Origin of the sequence: Streptomyces sp. NPDC003038 (assembly GCF_040611115.1) — a bacterium.
Lineage (GTDB): Bacteria > Actinomycetota > Actinomycetes > Streptomycetales > Streptomycetaceae > Streptomyces.
The window spans coordinates 36,405-50,613 of sequence record NZ_JBEXNN010000007.1 but is presented as its reverse complement, the minus strand read 5'-3'; the positions used below and the strand labels follow the sequence as shown (position 1 = coordinate 50,613).

At 71.9% G+C, this 14,209-nt stretch carries 14 protein-coding genes; 10 read left to right on the top strand and 4 right to left on the bottom strand.

What is annotated here, in order from left to right:
• Positions 1-71: 71 nt before the first annotated feature.
• Positions 72-737, bottom strand: a complete 666-nt coding sequence (locus ABZX75_RS11225; RefSeq protein WP_355409900.1) for a GntR family transcriptional regulator — start codon at positions 735-737, stop codon at positions 72-74.
• A 142-nt stretch (positions 738-879) separates the two neighbouring features.
• Entirely contained in the window at positions 880-2,325 is a 1,446-nt protein-coding gene (locus ABZX75_RS11220; RefSeq protein WP_355409899.1) for an aspartate aminotransferase family protein, read from the bottom strand.
• A gap of 276 nt (positions 2,326-2,601) precedes the next feature.
• On the opposite strand from ABZX75_RS11220, the gene ABZX75_RS11215 reads away from it, so the two are divergent.
• Together ABZX75_RS11215 and ABZX75_RS11210 are read left to right on the top strand one after the other, a co-directional pair.
• Entirely contained in the window at positions 2,602-3,231 is a 630-nt protein-coding gene (locus ABZX75_RS11215; protein ID WP_355409898.1) for a DJ-1/PfpI family protein, read from the top strand.
• A gap of 58 nt (positions 3,232-3,289) precedes the next feature.
• Positions 3,290-3,838 carry a helix-turn-helix domain-containing protein gene (locus ABZX75_RS11210; protein WP_355409897.1) on the top strand — a complete coding sequence of 183 codons (549 nt, stop codon included), beginning with the start codon at positions 3,290-3,292 and terminating at the stop codon, positions 3,836-3,838.
• A 67-nt stretch (positions 3,839-3,905) separates the two neighbouring features.
• Here the strand turns inward: ABZX75_RS11210 and ABZX75_RS11205 are convergent, their stop codons facing one another.
• Positions 3,906-4,385: a diadenosine tetraphosphate hydrolase gene (locus tag ABZX75_RS11205; RefSeq protein ID WP_355409896.1), complete on the bottom strand. Its 480-nt coding sequence runs from the start codon at positions 4,383-4,385 to the stop codon at positions 3,906-3,908.
• A gap of 172 nt (positions 4,386-4,557) precedes the next feature.
• On the opposite strand from ABZX75_RS11205, the gene ABZX75_RS11200 reads away from it, so the two are divergent.
• The 6 genes from ABZX75_RS11200 to ABZX75_RS11175 all read left to right on the top strand — a co-directional run bounded on the left by ABZX75_RS11200 (position 4,558) and on the right by ABZX75_RS11175 (position 11,026).
• Positions 4,558-5,634: an alpha/beta hydrolase gene (locus ABZX75_RS11200; protein ID WP_355409895.1), complete on the top strand. Its 1,077-nt coding sequence runs from the start codon at positions 4,558-4,560 to the stop codon at positions 5,632-5,634.
• Positions 5,627-6,898 (top strand): acyltransferase, encoded by a 1,272-nt coding sequence (locus tag ABZX75_RS11195; RefSeq protein ID WP_355409894.1) that lies wholly within the window; start codon positions 5,627-5,629, stop codon positions 6,896-6,898. Before ABZX75_RS11200 ends, ABZX75_RS11195 begins: the two co-directional genes overlap by 8 nt.
• Entirely contained in the window at positions 6,891-8,264 is a 1,374-nt protein-coding gene (locus ABZX75_RS11190; RefSeq protein ID WP_355409893.1) for a sensor histidine kinase, read from the top strand. Before ABZX75_RS11195 ends, ABZX75_RS11190 begins: the two co-directional genes overlap by 8 nt.
• A 5-nt stretch (positions 8,265-8,269) precedes the next feature.
• Positions 8,270-8,950: a response regulator transcription factor gene (locus ABZX75_RS11185; protein ID WP_355409892.1), complete on the top strand. Its 681-nt coding sequence runs from the start codon at positions 8,270-8,272 to the stop codon at positions 8,948-8,950.
• Between the two features lie 136 nt (positions 8,951-9,086).
• Positions 9,087-10,370, top strand: a complete 1,284-nt coding sequence (locus ABZX75_RS11180) for a histidine kinase (protein WP_355409891.1) — start codon at positions 9,087-9,089, stop codon at positions 10,368-10,370.
• Positions 10,367-11,026, top strand: coding sequence for a response regulator transcription factor (locus tag ABZX75_RS11175; RefSeq protein ID WP_355409890.1), 660 nt, complete (start codon positions 10,367-10,369; stop codon positions 11,024-11,026). The genes ABZX75_RS11180 and ABZX75_RS11175 overlap by 4 nt, the downstream gene beginning before the upstream one ends.
• Before the next feature lie 78 nt (positions 11,027-11,104).
• Here the strand turns inward: ABZX75_RS11175 and ABZX75_RS11170 are convergent, their stop codons facing one another.
• On the bottom strand, positions 11,105-12,106 hold the full coding sequence (locus tag ABZX75_RS11170; RefSeq protein WP_355409889.1) for a DJ-1/PfpI family protein: 1,002 nt from the start codon (positions 12,104-12,106) through the stop codon (positions 11,105-11,107).
• Between the two features lie 115 nt (positions 12,107-12,221).
• On the opposite strand from ABZX75_RS11170, the gene ABZX75_RS11165 reads away from it, so the two are divergent.
• A complete protein-coding gene (locus ABZX75_RS11165; protein ID WP_355409888.1) occupies positions 12,222-12,881 on the top strand; it encodes an HD domain-containing protein in 660 nt (219 codons plus the stop codon).
• 19 nt (positions 12,882-12,900) lie between these two features.
• Positions 12,901-14,118 (top strand): cytochrome P450, encoded by a 1,218-nt coding sequence (locus ABZX75_RS11160; RefSeq protein ID WP_355409887.1) that lies wholly within the window; start codon positions 12,901-12,903, stop codon positions 14,116-14,118.
• Positions 14,119-14,209: the final 91 nt, after the last annotated feature.

Below are 14,209 nucleotides of genomic sequence, written 5' to 3'. Positions count from 1 at the left end.
AGTGCGCCGGACACGCTCCGCGAAGGGGTGCGCAGAACCCGGTCCACCACCGGCGGCCGCCGGTTGACGGCCTACAGCCCCGCCGCCCAGTCCAGCCCGTGCTGGTTGTACTCCTGGACGATGCGCCGTACCTCGTCGGCGTCCGCGAGCGTCACCGCGTCCACCAGTGCGCCGTGCCCGTCCCACAGGGCCGCCCGCAGCTGCGGGTCGCGCTGGAGGTGGGGTACGGCGAAGACCCAGCACTGCACCCGGATGCGGTGGAGGAACTCGGAGATGTACGCATTGCCGACCAGCCCGCCCAGCTCCCGCCAGAAGCGGAGGTCGTAGCCGATCAGCACTTCGAGCGAACCGCTCTGGGCGGCTCGCCGCGCCTCCTCGGCCCGGCGGCGCACCGACACCAGCTTCTCGCCGGCGCCGGGGGCGGTGCCGCGTTCGGCGAGCCTGCGGAAGATCCCGTCCACGACCAGCGAGCGGGCTTCGATCATGCCCCGGAAGTCGTCGACGGAGTAGGCGCGGACGCGGAAGCCCCGGTGCTGGATCAGTTCGAGCAGCCCCTGCGCGGAGAGGTCCACGAGTGCCTCGCGTACGGGGGTCGCGGAGACCTCGTACTGCTCGGCGATCTGCTTGACGGTGAACTCGGTCCCCGGAGGCATGCGTCCCGCAAGCACCTCGTCACGCAGCGCGTCCGCGATCTGCTGGCGAAGGGTGTTGCGGGTGACAGCTCCGCTGCCTGGCATAAGGGTCCGTCTCCTCTGTAGGACTCCGGACACCTTAGGCCAGGCAGCAAGGCCGAAACCGAGCGGTTCGCGGTCGGTATGCGGTCGGTATGCGGATTTACCGCCCGTTATCCGGACGGAAACCAGCCACCGGCCTGCATATCTATCCAGCCACGGTGTGGCGGTCCGCGACGGTCAGCGCCTGGTCGAGCAGCGCCAGGCCCTCTTTCGCCTCCGCCTCGGTGATGGTGCACGGCGGGACGACATGCGTGCGGTTCATGTTGACGAAGGGCCACAGCCCGGACGCCTTGCAGGCCGCCGCGAATTCGGCCATGGGCGCGTTGGCGGCGCCGGCCGCGTTGTACGGGACGAGCGGCTCGCGCGTCTCCTTGTCCCGTACGAGTTCCAGCGCCCAGAAGGTGCCCAGACCCCGGACCTCCCCGACCGAGGCATGCCGGTCGGCCATCTCGGCGAGGGCCGGGCCGATCACGTTCTCGCCGAGGTGGGCGGCGTGCTCGACGATGCCCTCCTCCTCCATCGCGTTGATCGTCGCGACGGCGGCGGCGCAGGCCAGGGGGTGGCCGGAGTACGTGAGTCCGCCCGGATAGGGGCGCGTGGCGAAGGTCTCGGCGATGGCGGCCGAGATGGCGACGCCGCCCAGCGGCACGTATCCGCTGTTCACGCCCTTGGCGAAGGTGATCAAGTCGGGGGTGACGCCCCAGTGGTCGGCGGCGAACCAGGCGCCGGTGCGGCCGAAGCCCGACATCACCTCGTCCAGGATGAAGACGATGCCGTGGCGGTCGCAGAGCTCGCGTACGCCCGCGAGGTAGCCGGGCGGCGGGGTCATGATCCCGGCGGTGCCCGGCACGCTCTCCAGGATGATCGCGGCGATGGTCTGCGGGCCCTCGAAGGCGATCGTGTCGGCGAGGTGGGCGAGGGCGCGGGCGCACTCCTCGGCCTCGGTGGCGGCGTGGAAGGCGGAGCGGTAGAGGTACGGGCCCCAGAAGTGCACCACTCCGGCCGCAGCCGTGTCCGAGGGCCAGCGGCGGGGGTCGCCGGTCAGGTTGATCGCGGCGGCGGTGGCTCCGTGGTAGGAGCGGTAGGTGGACAGCACCTTGGGCCGGCCGGTGTGCAGCCGGGCCATGCGGACGGCGTTCTCGACTGCCTCGGCGCCGCCGTTGGTGAAGAAGATCTTGTCGAGGTCGCCGGGGGTGCGCTCGGCGATGAGGCGTGCGGCCTCGGAGCGCACGTCGACGGCAAAGCCGGGCGCGAGGGTGCAGAGCCGGGCGGCCTGGGCCTGGACGGCGGCGACGACCTTGGGGTGCTGGTGGCCGATGTTGGTGTTCACCAGCTGGGAGGAGAAGTCGAGGAAGCGCTTGCCGTCGTAGTCCCAGAAGTACGAGCCCTCGGCGCCGGCGATGGCCGGGGGATCGATCAGGGCCTGGGCGGACCAGGAGTGGAAGACGTGTTTGCGGTCGGCGTCCTTGACGGCGTCTTTGGTGGCGTACCCGACGGCGTCCCTGACGGCGTCTTTCGCGGCATCCTGCGCGATGTCTTTCACGGCATCGTGCGCGGTGGCGAGGGTCTGCGGGGTGGCATGAGGGGTCATGCGGTCACGCTAAAAGTGCGCAGGTGGGGAGGGATATCGGCGGACTGTATGCGGGTGGCGGGCGGGTCTCGGCAATCTGTCTGTGCCTGTCCGGGCGCGGCCGTGCCGGTTCCGGTCGGACGGCACACGACAGGAAGGCATTGACAGCTTCCTGTCCAAATGACAGTCTCCGGTCATAAGGCACCCCGGGAGCCGCTGGACCCAGGGCCCAGGACCTAGAGCCAGACGCAGCCCCAGACCCAGACCCAGACCTACTGAATGCCGGAGGCGAGCACCATGAGCGAAACCCCCCGCAAGCCCGTCCATCTCGCGGTCTACGACACGTACGCGGACTGGGAGACCGGCCACACCACCGCGCACCTGACACAGCGCGGCCACCAGGTCCGTACGGTCGGCCTCGCCCCCGAGCGCACGGTCACCACCATGGGCGGCGTCCGCATCCAGCCCGACCTGGCACTGGCCGACCTGCGGCCGCAGGACTCCGGCATGCTCATCCTCACCGGAGCCGGGCTGTGGGACACGAGCGACGACCTCGCGCCGTTCGCGGCGAAGGCCCGCGAGTTCCTGGCCGCCGGGGTCCCGGTGGCAGCGATCTGCGGAGCCACGGCCGGCCTGGCCCGGGAGGGGCTGCTGGACGGCCGTAGCCACACCAGCGCCGCCTCCTTCTACCTGGCGGAGCAGCCGGGCTACGCGGGTGCCGAGCGTTACGTCGAGGCCGACGCGGTGACGGACGGCGACCTGATCACGGCGGGCCCGACGGAACCGGTGGCCTTCGCCCGCGAGGTCTTCGCGCGCCTCGACGTGTACAAGCCGGATGTGCTGGACGCGTGGTACCGCCTCTTCCACGACTCGGACGAGAGCGCGTACCCGGTCCTCATGGCGGCGGCGGAGTCGGGTGATGCCTGAGCCACTGGCGCGGGGGGCAGGGTCGGGGTCGGAGCAACGAGCGGAGCCGGGAGCGGGGATGGAGTCGGGGACGGGGACGGAGTCGGGGACGGGGACGACCACGGAGTCGGGAGCGGGGACGGAGTCGGAGCCGGGCGGGCTCCCCCTCCGGGCCCGCCAGGATCTGCTGAGCCGTACCGCGCTCGGGGTGTTCCGGCTGAACGGCCAGTTCCTCTCCGTCTCCGAGGAACTGGCCCGCCCGGCCGGGCTGACCGCGGCCTGGTGGCAGGTGCTGGGCGCGGTCCTGCGCGAGCCGCTGCCCGTCGCGGGCATCGCCCGGGCCATGGGCATCACCCGGCAGAGCGTGCAGCGCATCGCCGACCTGCTGGCAGCCAAGGGGCTCGCGGAGTACATCCCCAACCCCGCTCACCGGCGGGCGAAGCTGCTGCGCCCTACGGAGGCCGGGCACGCCGCGATCGCCCGTATCGGCCCTGGGCACGCGTCGCTGGCCAACCGTCTCGCGGAGGAGCTGGGCGAGGAGGGTTTCGCCGAGACCGTCCGCGTCCTGGAACGTCTGTCGACCGCGCTGGACTCCCTCACTCCGCCGACCGCCCCATCGGCGGACTGAGCGGCGCGCTCTCCCACCTCCCTGGGGGCGAGGGCGCGTCCTCCCGAGGGGAGGAGGCGTGACCTCCCTAGGAGGGGAGGCTGTCCAACTCCTCCCCGATCGCGGCTCGCAGGCCGTCGTGGCGGGGTGTCAGCGCGTGCCGGTCACCGCGCCAGTACTCCTCCTGTTCGTACAACCAGACGGGCATCCGGACGAGTTCGGCAGGCTCCCAGTCGTAGCGGGGCCAGATGTGCGCGTGGAGGTACGGGTCGGTGTTGCCCAGGATCTCGATGTTCACGCGGCGGAAGGCCGGGTCGAGCCGTCGGCAGGCCCTCTCGACGGCCTCGGCGAGGCGCTCCATGTCGGAGAGGTACGCGGTTCTGCGGGTCCGGGGCAGGTCAGAGAGCCGGGTCACCGCGGGATCGTCGGTCAGGAGTACCGAGTAGCCGGGAAGGAACTGCCGGTCCCCGATCGCGGCGAAGCCGGCGTCGAGGCGGCGCATGACGGTGGGGTTCTCTCCCCGGTGCGCGCTGCCGATGCGGTCGTGGCGCCAGTCGATGTCGGTCATCCCGGGACCCTAACGGCCTCAGGCCCCTGCCCTCCCGCTCAAGTAGGGCCCGTAATACCTGAGAGCTACTGGGAAAGAGAGCTCTCTCGCGGGACGCCGACCAGGCCCGCTGATTTCTAACTTCGGAACAGAGAAGAGCGCCGACGCCTTCTCCGGACCGAAGGAACCCACCATGACCACCACTGGCCGACTGCGCCGAACCCTGCTGGCCGGCCTGGTCGCCGCGGCCGTCGTGGTTCCCGTTTCCGCCGCTGCCTCTCCCGGCGTCCCCGCCCCCACGCCCGCGACGTTCGCCGATTCCACCGCCCCCCACGCCCGGTACGCCGCCAACCGCGTCCAGCTCGCCGAGGCGGCCCGCATGGCGCAGGACGCCGGCCGCACGGGCCGCGCCGCCAGGCTCCACGCCATGGAGGCGGGTGGGACGGCGCAGTTCCTCTCCTTCGACGGCCGCGGAAGGGGCCGGGCCGTCGAAGTGTTCGGTGATCTGGCGAGCGCCGATCGGGTCACCGTCCTGGTGCCCGGGTCCGACACGACACTGGACACCTACCAGAGGTTCCGTGCCGGGGCTGTCGCCCTGCACCAGCGCCTCCAGGCCGAGCACCCGCGCTCCGCCGTGGTCGCCTGGCTCGGGTACGACACCCCCGTCACGGTCAGCACGACCGTCCTCACCGCCGATCGGGCGGACGAGGCCGCCGCCGAACTAGCGCCGTTCCTCGGCAGGTTGCGGGGCATGGCCGGGCCGGATGCCCGCCTCTCCCTCCTCTGCCACTCCTACGGTTCCGTGGTCTGCGCCCGGACCGCGACCGGCCCCGAGGTCACCGACATGGCCCTGTTCGGCAGCCCGGGAACGGGGGCGGCTTCCGCCGGGAATCTGCCGACCGGAGCCCGGGTCTGGGCGGGGCGGGGCAGCGGCGACTGGATCGCGAACGCGCCGCATGGCCGGCTCGGCGGGGTCGGTTTCGCCACCGACCCCGTCGACCCGGCCTTCGGCGCACGGGCCTTCGCCGCCGGTACCGCCGGGCACAGCGACTACCTCAAGCCCGGCACCGAGTCCCTGGACAGCTTGGCCGCCATCGTCCTCGGCACCGCCGCCCCCTCCGCATCCGCCGCCCCGTCCCCCTCCGCTTCGACCGCCACCCCCGACTCCACCCCCGACTCCACCGCCGCCTCCACGCCCAACTCCGCGCCCGAGTCCGTGCCCGAGTCCGTGCCCGCGCCCGCGCCCATCCAGGAGGCCAGCCATGCGTAGGCTCCTCGCCCGCTGGTCTGTTCTCGCGGACCGCGTGGACGCCGCCACGCCGGCCGGCCGGGACCGGGCCGTGGACGCGCTGCGGGCCTTGGCGATCCTCGGCGTGGTGCTCGGCCACTGGCTGGTCACCGCCCTGACCACCGCAGAGGGCGGCTTGAGCGGGACCAGCCCGCTGGTGCACATGGGCTGGCTGGCTCCGGTGTCCTGGGTGTTCCAGACACTGGCCGTCTTCTTCCTGGTCGGCGGCCATGTCGCCGCCCGCGGGTATGCGTCGGCACGGGCCCGCGGAGTCCCGTATCGCGCCTGGGTCGGGCAGCGGTTGATCCGGCTCTTTCGTCCGGTCGCCGCCGTGCTCGCCCTCTGGGCGGTCGCGGCGGGCGGGATGCTGCTCGGCGGGGTGGAGCTGACCACGATCCAGACGCTGGTCAAGCTGGTGCTCTCGCCCCTGTGGTTCCTGCTGGTGTTCGCCGTGCTCACCGCCGCCACCCCGCTCGTCGCCCGGCTCGATCCGCTGTGGCCGCTGGCCGTGGTGGCGGGTGTCGACCTGTGGCGCTTCAGTTTCGGTGGTCCGGAGTGGACCGGCTGGGTCAATCTGGCCGCCGGCTGGCTCGTCCCCTACACGCTGGGCGCCGCCTGGTCCCGGGGGGCGTTCGCCCCGCGCGGATCTGCGCTCGTCCTGCTCGGTGCCGGGACCGCCGCCACCGCCGCGCTGGTCCTCTGGGGCGGGTACCCGGCCTCGATGGTGGGTGTCCCGGGCGCCGCGCTGTCGAATCTCAACCCGCCGACGCTCGCCGCTGTCACGTTCGGTCTGGCGCAGTGCGGGCTGGCCCTGCTGGTGCGCGAGCCGCTGGCCCGAGCCATGCGGCGGCCGGGAGCCTGGGCGAAGGTGGCACTGGTGAACCTGTCCGCGATGACCATCTTCCTCTGGCACCAGACCGCCATGATGGCCGTCACCGCCCTCGGGCTGCTGGTCTCGGCCGACCTGCCCGGGCTGCACACCGTGCCCGGCTCGGTGGACTGGATAGCGGCCCGCCTGCTGTGGCTGCCGGTGTTCGCCGTCGCGCTGGCGGTCTGCTGGGCCGCCTTCCGCACGTACGAACAGGGCCAGCGCAGCCGAGGCACCCGGTCCGCCCAGCCAGTCCAGCCAGCCCCGCCAGCCCGGGTGACCCCTGCCCGCCGCGTCCCGGGCGCAGGCCGGCCCGCGCCGACACCGCACGCCGTCCTGCCCCGGCTGGCGTCCGCCGAGGAGGTTTCCCATGCCTAGGCTGACCGACGTGACCGAGCAGCCCGCGCCCCTGGCCGAACCCCCGCCCGCCGCCCCCGCGAAGGGCGCCGTCCCGAGCCGGCCGCTGGTGCGGGAGCTGTTCACCCTGCGCCCGGACCCTCTCCCCAGAATGTCCCGGCCGCGCTGGCTGGCCTGGCTGCCGCATGTACTGGTCCTCTATGCCGCGGTCTTCTTCAGCGCCCTCAACGCCGAGCAGCTCGGCGATCACTACAAGATCGGCGGCCTCAACCTGTTCCTGCTGTCGGTCCTGACCGGCGTGTCCATCGCGCTCGGGATGTTCCGGCCGATCGCCGCCTGGTGGCTCGGGCTGCTCACGGCGGGACTCATCGCGTGGGCCGTCCACAACAACGTCGGACATGGCCAGGCCTGGCCCTGGATGCCCGGGGGGATCTTCGCGTTCGCGGCCGTGCTGCTGCTGCTCGCGCTGCGAGTGCCTCCGCGCGTGACCATCACGGCCGTCGGCGTACCGATCGCCTTCACCGGCCTGGCCGAGGGGTTGTTCAAGCCGGAGCACAGCGGGGCCAGCATCTTCATGGCCCTGCTTCTCTTCGGCTTCGTGGGGCTCCTCGGATACGCCCTGCGCGCCCTGCGCCTGGCCCGCGGTGAGCTGGTCCAGCAGGAGACGCTCACCGAGGAGGAGCGGGCCCGGCGCACCCTGTTGGAGGAGCGCAGCCGCATCGCCCGCGAGCTGCACGACGTGGTCGCGCACCACATGTCGGTGATCTCCATCCAGGCACAGGTCGCACCGCACCTGGTGGAGAATCCGTCGGAGGAGCTCAAGGAGAACCTGGCGGGCATCCGGCAGAACGCGCTGGAGGCGCTGACGGAGCTGCGCCGGGTGCTGGGGGTACTGCGCTCCGAGCAGCCGGACGATCCCGCCGACCCGCACCATCCACAGCCCACCCTGGCAGACCTGGACGGCCTCGTGGACAACGTGAGGGGGGCGGGGCTGGATGTCACCACCGAGATCGCGGGCATCCGCCGGCCGCTGACCCCCGGCGTCGAACTCACCGCGTACCGGATCGTGCAGGAGGCGTTGAGCAACTGCCTTCGCCATGCGCCCGGTTCGCGGGTGGAGGTCGGCATCGCGTACGGGCCGCGCGATCTGCACCTGTGCGTCGCCAACTCCGTGCCGACCCGGCCCGCCCAGCCCTCGCACGGGGCGGGGCACGGGCTGCTGGGGATGCGGGAGCGGGCAGGCATGCTGGGGGGCGAGCTGGCCGCCGGGCCGCGCCCCGACGGCGGGTACGAGGTGAGCGCCGTGCTCCCGATGGATCCGCCCGGTGGCTCCTCCCCCGAGGCGAAGCTCCAGACGAAGCCCGCATCGAAGCCCGACCCGAAGTAGGACGCATGAGCACCAGCGCGACCCCGATCAAGGTGATGATCGCCGACGACCAGATGATGGTCCGGCAGGGCTTCACCGTGCTCCTCAACGCCCAGCCCGACATCGAAGTCGTCGGCCAGGCCGTGGACGGGGCCGACGCCGTGCAGAAGGTCGCCGAGTTCGGCCCCGATGTCGTCCTGATGGACATCCGCATGCCGGGGATGGGAGGCATCGAGGCCACCTCCGTCATCACCGGAGTCCCCGGCGCCACCGTGAAGGTGCTGGTGCTGACCACCTTCGACCTCGACGAGTACGTGTATGAGGCGCTGCGGGCCGGAGCCTCTGGGTTCCTGCTCAAGGACGCGTCGGCCGACCAGCTCGCGGAGGCGGTGCGGGTGGTGGCCGCCGGGGAGGCGCTGCTCTCGCCGAACATCACGAAGCGGCTGATCACTGAGTTCTCCCGGATGGGGGCGCCGCGAGCGCCGTCGCGGGCGAGGATCGAGGAGCTGACCGAGCGGGAGACCGAAGTGCTGTCCTTGATCGCCCAGGGAATGTCGAATGCGGAGATCTCCGAGCACCTGATCCTGGCCGAGCAGACCGTCAAAACGCATGTGAGCCGGATCCTGGTGAAGCTGGGCCTACGGGACCGCACGCAGGCCGCGGTGTTCGCGTACGAGACGGGTCTGATCCGTCCGACGGGCTACTGAAGGGACCGGGTAGTACCTGAGAGGGACCCCGGGAAATCCCCATCGGCGGCGACGCGGACGACAGCCGGCCGGACCTACGGTTCTGTATGTGAGCCAGACGACCACCGGGGGCACAGCCCGGACACCGGAATTCAGAATGGCCTCAGGGTTGTTCCAGACCTTGCGCCAAGACCTCATCACCGATGCCTTCACCTACCGCCCGCTTCCGCTGACGGGCACCGACGGGCGGTTCGCCCGGCGGCTGCCCGAGGGGATACGCCCGTATGCCGCCTGGAGCCGTCACATGGCGGTGGCCGCGCTGGCCGCCCTCATCGTGCTCTTCACCCTCGTCTCGCGGGTGGGCTACCTGGGGGATGCGGGCCTGCTCGCCACGGGTCTCATGGCCGCGGCCCCGGTCCTGATGACGCTGACCCGTCCGATCGCCGCGTGGTGGGCGGCCGCGGTGATGACGCTGGTGGTGGCCGCGCTGAGCGGATCCGACAACTGGCCTTGGACCCCCGGTAGTTTCCTCGCCTACCTCTCGGTCCTGGTTCTCGTCACCTTGCGGACCGGGCCCCGGGTGGCGGCGTGGATGTGGGTGTCGACCTCGGTGCTCGGAGTCGGACTGTCGGTGCTGCTGGGCGGCGGATACGGGCCGACCCTGGTGCAGATGGTAGTGACCTCGGCCATCGCCCTGGCGATCGCGAGCAGTATCCAGATACGCCGCCACGCGCAGGCGGAGGTCACCGCACAGCAGGAGGTCACCGCCGTCGAGCGGGACAAGCGGACCCTGTTGGAGGAGCGGACCACCATCGCCCGAGAACTGCACGACGTGGTGGCGCACCACATGTCGGTGGTGGCGATCCAGGCGGAGGCCGCGCCGTACCGGGTGAAGAATCCGCCGCCGGAGCTGGAGGCGGCGTTCGTCACCATCCGGGAGAACGCGGTGGCGGCCCTGACCGAGCTGCGGCGCGTGCTGGGTGTCGTGCGCTCCGCGGACTACGAGGCCCCGGACGCCCCGCAGCCGACGCTGGACTCGCTGGACGGGCTGCTGGCCAATGTGCGCGAAGCTGGGCTGAGTGTGGAGAAGACGGTCACGGGCGCGGTGCGGGAGTTGCCGCAGGGGGTGGAGCTGTCGGCGTACCGGATCATCCAGGAAGCCCTGAGCAACACGCTGCGGCACGCGCCGGGCGCCGTGGCCGGGGTGGAGGTGTCGTATGTGCTGGGCGGCCTCGGGATACGGATCGTCAATGAGGCGGCGACCGGGGATGTTCGGCCCTCGCCGGGGGCGGGACACGGGATCACGGGGATGCGGGAGCGGGTGGCCATGCTGGAGGGGGAGATGACGGCCGGGGAGACGGCGACGGGCGGGTATGAGGTGGCGGTGTTCATACCGGTGCGCAGCCGTCCGGAGCCGGCGGCCGCGGAGGAGCCGGTATGACGATCCGGGTGCTGATCGTCGATGACCAGATGATGGTCCGCGAGGGCTTCTCGGTCCTGCTCAACGCCATGGACGGCATCGAGGTGGTGGGCGAGGCGGTAGACGGCCGCGAGGCCATCGCGCAGGTGGCGGCGCTCACCCCGGATGTGGTGCTCATGGACATCCGGATGCCGGTGATGAACGGGTTGGAGGCGACGCGGGAGATCGTGGCCGCCGACACGGACGCGAAGGTGCTGGTCCTGACGACCTTCGACCTCGACGAGTACGTGTACCAGGCGCTGCGGGCCGGGGCCTCCGGGTTCCTGCTGAAGGACGCGTCGGCCCGTCAGCTGGCCGACGGCGTACGGGTGGTGGCGGCCGGGGAGGCGCTGCTGGCGCCTTCGGTGACCAAGCGGCTGATCGTGGAGTTCTCGAAGCTCTCGGAGACGCCGAGGCCGGCGGACCCGGCGGGGGTGGGGGAATTGACCGAGCGGGAGACGGAGGTGCTGGTGCTGATCGCCCAGGGGTTGTCCAATGCGGAGATAGCCGCCCGGCTGATCATCGCGGAGTCCACGATCAAGACCCATGTGAGCCGGATCCTGGTGAAGCTGGGCCTGCGGGACCGCACGCAGGCTGCGGTCTTCGCGTACGAGACCCGGCTGGTGACACCCGGGTAGGCCGGCCGGGGCCCGTGACGGCGCCTGCGGCTGAGCTTGTGACTACACCTGTGACTACACCTGTGACTACACCTGTGACTACACCTGTGACTGCGGCTGGGACTGGGACGGGGGCTGCAACGGGGACTGTGACGGCGGCTGGGCGGTGCGGAAGCGGGAGGCGTAGGCGGAGGGGGTGGTGCCGAGGTGGCGGGCGAAGGCGCGGCGAAGGGATTCGTCGCTGCCGAGGCCGCTGCGGCGGGCGGCGACGGTGACCGGCTCCCCCTGCTCCAGCAGGATCCGGGCGGCCTCCAGGCGCAGGGCCTCCAGGTGGACGGCCGGGGTGGTGCCGGTGTGGGCCTTGAAGAGGCGGGAGAGGTGGCGGGGGCTGAGGCCCGCGCGGCGGGCGAGAGCCGGGAGCCGGTGATCGGCCGCCGGGTCGGCGGCCATGGCGTCCAGGAGCGGGCGCAGCACCGGGTCGCGGGTGGGCGAGGTGCGGGAGGCCGCGGAGAACTGTGACTGACCGCCCGGGCGTTGAAGGAAGACCACCAGGTCGCGGGCGACCCGGCGGGCGGTGTCGGGGCCGAGGTCCTGTTCGACGAGGGCCAGGCAGACGTCGATGCCGGCGGTGACTCCGGCGGAGGTCAGGACGGGCCCGTCCTGGACGTAGATCGCGTCCGGGGTGACGGTGGTGCGGGGGTAGGCGCGGGCCAGGTCGGCGGCGTGCTCCCAGTGGGTGGTGGCCCGGCGGCCGTCCAGCAGCCCGGCCGCGGCCAGAGCGAAGGCGCCGGTGCAGACGGCGGCGACCCGGTCGGCCCGGGCGGCCAGCCGGCCGACGAGCTCGACCAGGGACGGGTCGCGGTGCAGGGTGGCCAGGTCGGCGGGCCCGGGGACCACCAAGGTGGCGGTGCGGACGACCGCGTCCGCCGGGAGGTCGGCGTCGATCCGCAGGCCGGTGGAGGTGCGGACGGGAGCGCCGTCCGGGGTGCAGACCCGCACGGCGTAGGGGCGGCCGGCGGTGGTGAAGACCTCCAACGGGGCTGCGACGTCCAAGAGCCGGACGCCGTCGAAGGCCAGAACCGTGATCGTGTGGGTGCCCATGCGTGCACGGTAGCCGCGCGGGGCGTGTCCGAATGTGTGAGGTCCGTGGCTGTACGGACATGGCGAGCGGAGTGCGGCACGGAGGAGGCTGGGGACACGTCGAGAGGAGCACAGGATGAGCGAGCACGGGGGCGGGCAGGGGAACAGCGCCGCCGGAGTGGCGGTGCCGGACGGCAAACTCGCCGCGGAGGCGACCGAGCTGGTACGGGACACCATGAGCGAGTTGATCTACCACCACTCGCGGCGGGTGTACTGGTTCGGGAGCCTTCAGGGGCAGCGCCGGAAGCTCGCTTTCGATCCGGAACTGCTCTACATCGGGGCGATGTTCCACGATCTGGGCCTCGGGGAGCGGTTCCGCGGCAGCGGGAGGCGGTTCGAGGTCGACGGCGCGGACGAGGCCCGGCGCTTCCTGGAGCGCCACGGGGTGCCGCAGGACGGCATCCGCCGGGTGTGGACGGCGATCGCGCTGCACACCACCCCCGGGATTCCGGAGTTCATGGAACCGGAGGTGGCGCTGGTGACGGCGGGGGTGGAGTACGACGTCCTGGGCCTCGGCTTCGACGACATCGACGCGGCCGCCCGCGCCGAGATCACCGCGCTGCACCCGCGGCCGGACTTCAAGCGGCGCATCCTCGCGGCCTTCACCGAGGGGATCGAGGGCAAGCCGGAGACGGCCTTCGGCAATGTGAAGGCGGATGTACTGCGGCACTTCGTGCCCGGGTTCGTACCGGGGGATTTCGTGGAGGTGATCCGCGGCTCCCGGTGGGAGGAGTGACGCGACCTAGGGTGCGGGGATGGGATTTGATCCGTGGGATGCCGCGTTCGTCGCCGATCCGTACCCCGCCTACGGGGAGTTGCGCGAGCAGGGGCGGGCCGTGTGGTCGCAGGACACCGGTCAGTGGCTCGTGCCGCACTACGCGGATGTGAGCGCGCTGCTGCGGGACCGGCGGCTCGGGCGGACCTACCTCCACCGGTTCACGCACGAGGAGTTTGGGCGCGAGGCCCCGCCACCGGAGCAGGAGCCCTTCCATGTGCTCAACGGCAACGGCCTGTTGGACCTGGAGGACCCCGCGCACGCGCGCGTGCGCAGGCTCGTGGCGAAGGCGTTCACCCCGCGGACCGTGGAGCGGCTCGTGCCCGCCGTGGAGCGGCTAGCCCGAAAACTCGTCGGGCAACTGCTCGCGGACGGGGGCGGGGACCTGCTGACGGCGGTCGCCGAGCCGCTGCCGGTGGCCGTGATCGCCGAGCTGCTGGGGGTGCCGGAGGCGGACCGGGGACTGCTGCGGCCCTGGTCGGCGGACATGTGCGCGATGTACGAGCTCCGGCCGGATCAGGACACGGCTCGGCGCGCGGTGCGGGCGAGCGTCGAGTTCAGCGCCTACCTGCGCGGGCTGATCGCCGAGCGGCGCTCCCGCCCCGGGGAGGATTTGATCTCCGGGCTGATCGCCGCTCACGATGAGGACGGCCGTCTCAGCGAGCAGGAGATGATCTCCACCTGCGTGCTCCTGCTGAACGCCGGACACGAGGCCACCGTCAACACCACGGTCAACGGATGGTGGGCGCTGTTCCGCAATCCCGGACAGCTCGCGGCCCTCCGCGCCCAGCCCGCGGCCGCGACATCCAAAAACTTGTCCACAGCTGTGGATGAACTCATGCGGTACGACACACCCCTCCAGATGTTCGAGCGCTGGGTGCTCGACGACATCCGGATCGGGGACACCACCATCCCGCGCGGAGCCGAGGTCGCGCTGCTCTTCGGGTCCGCGAACCGGGATCCCGCGCGGTTCGAGCGACCCGACGTACTGGACCTCGTACGGGCCGACAATCCGCACCTGAGCTTCGGTGCCGGGATCCACTACTGCCTGGGCGCGCCGCTGGCGCGGCGGGAGCTGGAGGCCTCGTTCGGGGCGCTGCTCGCGGAGGGAGTCCCGCCCATGCGGCTCGTGGCGGAGCCTCGGTGGCGGGACGGGTATGTCATCCGGGGCCTGGAGGAGCTGCTCGTGACGTTCTAGGTCTGGGGAGTGTCCGCGAAACGCCAGCCCTTCGGGCGGTCGGCGCCACCGCAGCAGGCCTGCGTGCCGGACGCCGCGCGTTACACCGGCG

Coding starts and splice junctions, on each gene's coding strand:
- ABZX75_RS11205 (WP_355409896.1), bottom strand. CDS start 4,385: ATGACCGACATCGACTGGCGCCACGACCGCATCGGCAGCGCGCACCGG.
- ABZX75_RS11225 (WP_355409900.1), bottom strand. CDS start 737: ATGCCAGGCAGCGGAGCTGTCACCCGCAACACCCTTCGCCAGCAGATC.
- ABZX75_RS11215 (WP_355409898.1), top strand. CDS start 2,602: ATGAGCGAAACCCCCCGCAAGCCCGTCCATCTCGCGGTCTACGACACG.
- ABZX75_RS11210 (WP_355409897.1), top strand. CDS start 3,290: ATGGAGTCGGGGACGGGGACGGAGTCGGGGACGGGGACGACCACGGAG.
- ABZX75_RS11165 (WP_355409888.1), top strand. CDS start 12,222: ATGAGCGAGCACGGGGGCGGGCAGGGGAACAGCGCCGCCGGAGTGGCG.
- ABZX75_RS11190 (WP_355409893.1), top strand. CDS start 6,891: ATGCCTAGGCTGACCGACGTGACCGAGCAGCCCGCGCCCCTGGCCGAA.
- ABZX75_RS11160 (WP_355409887.1), top strand. CDS start 12,901: ATGGGATTTGATCCGTGGGATGCCGCGTTCGTCGCCGATCCGTACCCC.
- ABZX75_RS11180 (WP_355409891.1), top strand. CDS start 9,087: ATGGCCTCAGGGTTGTTCCAGACCTTGCGCCAAGACCTCATCACCGAT.
- ABZX75_RS11220 (WP_355409899.1), bottom strand. CDS start 2,325: ATGACCCCTCATGCCACCCCGCAGACCCTCGCCACCGCGCACGATGCC.
- ABZX75_RS11200 (WP_355409895.1), top strand. CDS start 4,558: ATGACCACCACTGGCCGACTGCGCCGAACCCTGCTGGCCGGCCTGGTC.
- ABZX75_RS11185 (WP_355409892.1), top strand. CDS start 8,270: ATGAGCACCAGCGCGACCCCGATCAAGGTGATGATCGCCGACGACCAG.
- ABZX75_RS11175 (WP_355409890.1), top strand. CDS start 10,367: ATGACGATCCGGGTGCTGATCGTCGATGACCAGATGATGGTCCGCGAG.
- ABZX75_RS11195 (WP_355409894.1), top strand. CDS start 5,627: ATGCGTAGGCTCCTCGCCCGCTGGTCTGTTCTCGCGGACCGCGTGGAC.
- ABZX75_RS11170 (WP_355409889.1), bottom strand. CDS start 12,106: ATGGGCACCCACACGATCACGGTTCTGGCCTTCGACGGCGTCCGGCTC.